Source organism: Lysinibacillus halotolerans (assembly GCF_003711845.1).
Classification (GTDB): domain Bacteria; phylum Bacillota; class Bacilli; order Bacillales_A; family Planococcaceae; genus Ureibacillus; species Ureibacillus halotolerans.
Window position 1 is genome coordinate 1 of record NZ_RHLQ01000090.1, and the last position, 4,052, is coordinate 4,052.

A 4,052-nucleotide genomic window follows, 5' to 3' on the forward strand; every position below is an offset into this window, starting at 1 on the left:
AATTCACGGCCATTAACTAAAGAAAAAAAGAATTTACACACCAAAATAGAGAAAGGTGAATTTGAGTTTCCTCAAATTCACCTTTCTCACTATTTGAAGCTAGTTATGTCCCAGCCTCTTTCTTTTAGTTTAATGCTTTTTTGAATGTTTCTATATTTTTTTCCATTAACGTGAAGTATGTTTCATTATTGTTTATATCTTCTTCTGTTAACACACTCAAGTTATGTAACTCCAGTGTGCCTGCACCTACTTCATTTTGTATAACCGAAGAAAGTTTTGAAGAAACGTTTTGTTCAAATAAAATATATTGAATGTTTAATTCTTGTGCCTGTTCTACGATGCTAGCTAGTTCTTTTTGGGAAGGCTCGCTTTGAGAATTAATTCCTGCAATAGCTACTTGTTCTAAACCATATTGTTTCGCGATGTATCCAAAAGAAGCATGGGAAACAAAGAATGTTTTCGTTTTCGCTGCAGAAGCCATTTCTTTAAATTGTTGATCCAACGAATCTAACTCTTCAATTAATAATTCATAGTTTTCATTAAAAGTTACTTCTTGTTCTGGTAAAGAAGCAACAAGTTCTTCCTTAACTGCCAATGCTAAATCCTTTGCTAAAATTGGAGAAAGCCAAACATGGGGGTCGATATCACCGTGATTATGTCCTTCATGTCCTTCACTTTCATCATGATCGTGGGTTTCCCCTTCTTCATGCTCGTGGTCATGTTCTTCTTCTGCAGAAGCATTTAATTGATCATCAGAAATATAGTCTGCTGCTGCAACTAGTTTCACATTTTCGCCTTCTAAAGTCTTTTGAGCATTTTCTACAAAGCCTTCAAGTCCAAGACCAATATAGAAAAATAGATCAGCATCTGCCAATGACATCATATCTTGTTGTGTCGGTTCATAAGTATGTTCATTTGAACCAGGAGGATAAATGGAAGACACATTTACAAAGTCTCCACCAATACGTTCAGCAAAGTAACTTAATGGATAAACTGTTGTATAAACGTTTAATTTTGATGAATCTTGCTCAGAAGAAGATTCATTTTTGGTTGTAGTACTATTTGAAGATCCATTATTCGTACTGTTACATGCAGCTAAACCAATGGATAGAACAGCAATTAACAATAAAAAAGCAAATTTTTTCATTTTATTTCATCCTTTTTAAATAGTAATAATTACGATTTGAAATTTCAACATTCTCAATAATACATGATTCATTAAAAAAATACAATAAAAAAAAGCCTTCGAATTATTTTTTTTTCGAAGGCCATTTTTCAGGAACAGGATCATATCCTCCTGGATGGAAAGGTTGGCATTTTAATATACGGATAGTTGTTAAGATAATTCCCTTTATTGCACCGTGTTTTCGAAAGGCTTCAAGACCGTATTCGGAACAAGTAGGGTGGAAACGGCATGTAGGGGGCGTAACAGGTGAAATAAATTTTCGATAAAATTTAATAAGTAAAATAAAAGGATATTTCATTTTTTGAACTCCTAATCGTATGAATCGTTAGACAGATTGAAATCAAATCTTTTCTATATTTTTTATTATAAAACAAATAGGGTAACAAGATTAGTATTTTTGCATTTTCATAGAAAAGGTTTCGTTCATGATGTTTTAAAGTAATAAAGAACGGTTATAGTAATGATGACATTAACAATAATGTCTGTAAAAAAGGTCATAAATCTTTATTAGTTGTCCAAACTATTCGTAGTATGAACGAAAAAAGACAAAAAAATTATTGATTATCGTCAATAAGATTGAAGAGGTGGATATCATGACAAACAAACCATTAATCGAACAATTAAACGATCTTGTAGCTACTTGGTCAGTCCTTTATACAAAGCTTCATAATTATCATTGGTATGTAAACGGACCTTCATTCTTTACCCTTCATGAGAAGTTTGAAGAATTATACAATGAAGTCACTTTAAATTTAGATGAGGTTGCGGAAAGAATCCTTACTAAAGGTGGAAAACCTGTTGCAACATTAACGGAACATCTTCAAATGTCCCATATTAAAGAGGCAACCGGTTCAGAAACTACGGAAGACATGGTTCAAACAACGATTACTGATTTTAAAACGATTATGGGTTTTTTAAAGGAAGCCATGCAACAAGCCGCTGAAGAAGGGGACGATCGCACGGAAGATATGTTAAATGAAATGGTTCAAAGTTTAGAAAAACATACTTGGATGCTTTCCGCTTTTTTAGGGAATAATCAGTAACTTTTTAAAAGTGAAACGAATCGATGTATCAATGCTAAATTTTGTTCATGAATAGTTCACTTTTTTTCGCTCCATACTGAATAAAAGGAGTGATTGTCATCGATACAACGATATATGTTTCTGTCGTGAACCAGTCATATAGTTATTATCCATTAGGGTTACCTTGTGAATTTAAATTAAAAATGGATAGTGATAAAGCAAGAATTTTTGAAAGGTTATTCATGCAGATGGATTCATTGGAATTTGATAATATTGTTCGTGCCCATTTACCTTATTTACCTTATCATTTAGATGAATCCAATGATGAAATTGACAATCGTTTAAAAAAGATTTATGCGCTAATTCATGAATTTGGTGATGATTATACAAAACAATTTGTAGAACAATTACCGTATTTCCATTGATTACGAAACATCCCTTCGCTAGACTATAATTATGTATAGGAGATGAGCAAAGGGATGTTTACTTTTATTGATGAAAATGGTTGCAAAGTGGATTTAAGATTTGATGATGGTCCATTTGAAATTGAACCAAAACATGTACTTGTTTTCGTTTGTTATAAAGGAAAATGGCTTTGTACGATTAATAAAAAGCGTGGTATCGAATTTCCAGGTGGCAAAGTAGAGCCAGGTGAAACGTTGGAAGAAGCAGCGATTCGCGAAGTATATGAAGAAACGGCAGTACATATTTCAGATTTAAAATGGTTTGCTTATTATGTTGTCCATGATAAAGTCCCATTTTGCAAAGCCGTTTTTACTGGAAAAGTCGAAAGAATTGATGAATTTGTGGAAGAGTATGAGACGTTAGGAATGACGTGGCTTACTACAGAAGAATTAATAAACCATCCCCATTTAAGTTTTTACATGAAGGATAGGGGAATGAAAAAGATGTTACAGGAAGTGAAGCATCATGAAAGACAATGGTAGTATCGAATCAATTCGAAGTTATCCTTCACCAAATCCTAATGTCGTATTAAAAGAAATTATATATTGGTCCCAAGGCCTTCGAGTAAAAGGTTTATTAGCAAAACCCGTCCACGAGGATGATTGTGAAGCATTACTATATTTGCGCGGAGGTTTACAGTCAATCGGTATGGTACGTCCATCCCGGATAGCCCAATTTGCAAGTCAAGGATTTATTGTATTTGCTCCTTATTACCGGGGGAACCGTGGTGGAGAAGGAAGAGACGAAATGGCAGGGGACGACCGTTTTGATGCGATCCATAGTGTAGAAGTTTTAAAGCAATTTGTTGAGAAAAAAGACGTGCATTTATTCGGCTTTTCCCGTGGTGGTTTAATGGCTTTATGGACGGCGATTTTGCGAAACGATATTAAATCGGTTGTAACGTGGGCTGGTGTATCCAATGTTACTTCCATGTATATGGAACGAGTTGATATGCGAAGAACTTTGAAAAGAATTATTGGAGGTTCTCCTAATAAAGAACAGGAGAAATATGATGAACGAACGCCTATTTTTAAAGTGAATGACATTCATGCTCCGGTTTTAATTATTCATGGAACAGAGGATGAGAATGTAAGTATTCATCAAGCCTATGAATTGGAACAAGCATTAATAAAAGAAAATAAGCAAGTTGAAACTTGGTATTCTTCCGGGTTATCCCATCATTATCCACCCCAATTAAACAGACAGACAGTAAAGGCTCTTTGTGAATGGATGAAATTAAAATAAAAAGGGACGTCTAAATTAAAGTGTACCCTTTGTAAAGGACATTTTTAAAAAAGGCTTTTAAGCAACTTGAAGAAGATGGTGACTGTATTGTGCAGGCGTCATCTTTTTTAAGTTCCATTGACCTCGGTAATGAT

6 protein-coding genes are annotated in these 4,052 nt (G+C 34.0%); 4 read left to right on the forward strand and 2 right to left on the reverse strand.

Going from position 1 to position 4,052, the window contains the following annotated elements; genetic code table 11:
- Nucleotides 1–124 precede the first annotated feature (124 nt).
- A complete protein-coding gene (locus tag EC501_RS18085) occupies nt 125–1,147 on the reverse strand; it encodes a metal ABC transporter solute-binding protein, Zn/Mn family (RefSeq protein WP_122973731.1) in 1,023 nt (340 codons plus the stop codon).
- Nucleotides 1,148–1,250: 103 nt separating this feature from the next.
- Nucleotides 1,251–1,484: a membrane protein insertion efficiency factor YidD gene (gene yidD, locus EC501_RS18090; protein WP_122973732.1), complete on the reverse strand. Its 234-nt coding sequence runs from the start codon at nt 1,482–1,484 to the stop codon at nt 1,251–1,253.
- A 295-nt stretch (nt 1,485–1,779) separates the two neighbouring features.
- On the opposite strand from yidD, the gene EC501_RS18095 reads away from it, so the two are divergent.
- From EC501_RS18095 to EC501_RS18110, 4 genes are all read left to right on the forward strand, one after another.
- Entirely contained in the window at nt 1,780–2,229 is a 450-nt protein-coding gene (locus EC501_RS18095; RefSeq protein WP_122973733.1) for a Dps family protein, read from the forward strand.
- Between the two features lie 89 nt (nt 2,230–2,318).
- On the forward strand, nt 2,319–2,633 hold the full coding sequence (locus EC501_RS18100) for a transposase (RefSeq protein ID WP_122973734.1): 315 nt from the start codon (nt 2,319–2,321) through the stop codon (nt 2,631–2,633).
- A gap of 54 nt (nt 2,634–2,687) precedes the next feature.
- Nucleotides 2,688–3,155: an NUDIX domain-containing protein gene (locus EC501_RS18105; protein WP_122973735.1), complete on the forward strand. Its 468-nt coding sequence runs from the start codon at nt 2,688–2,690 to the stop codon at nt 3,153–3,155.
- Nucleotides 3,139–3,918 carry an alpha/beta hydrolase family protein gene (locus EC501_RS18110; protein ID WP_122973736.1) on the forward strand — a complete coding sequence of 260 codons (780 nt, stop codon included), beginning with the start codon at nt 3,139–3,141 and terminating at the stop codon, nt 3,916–3,918. Before EC501_RS18105 ends, EC501_RS18110 begins: the two co-directional genes overlap by 17 nt.
- Nucleotides 3,919–4,052 lie beyond the last annotated feature (134 nt).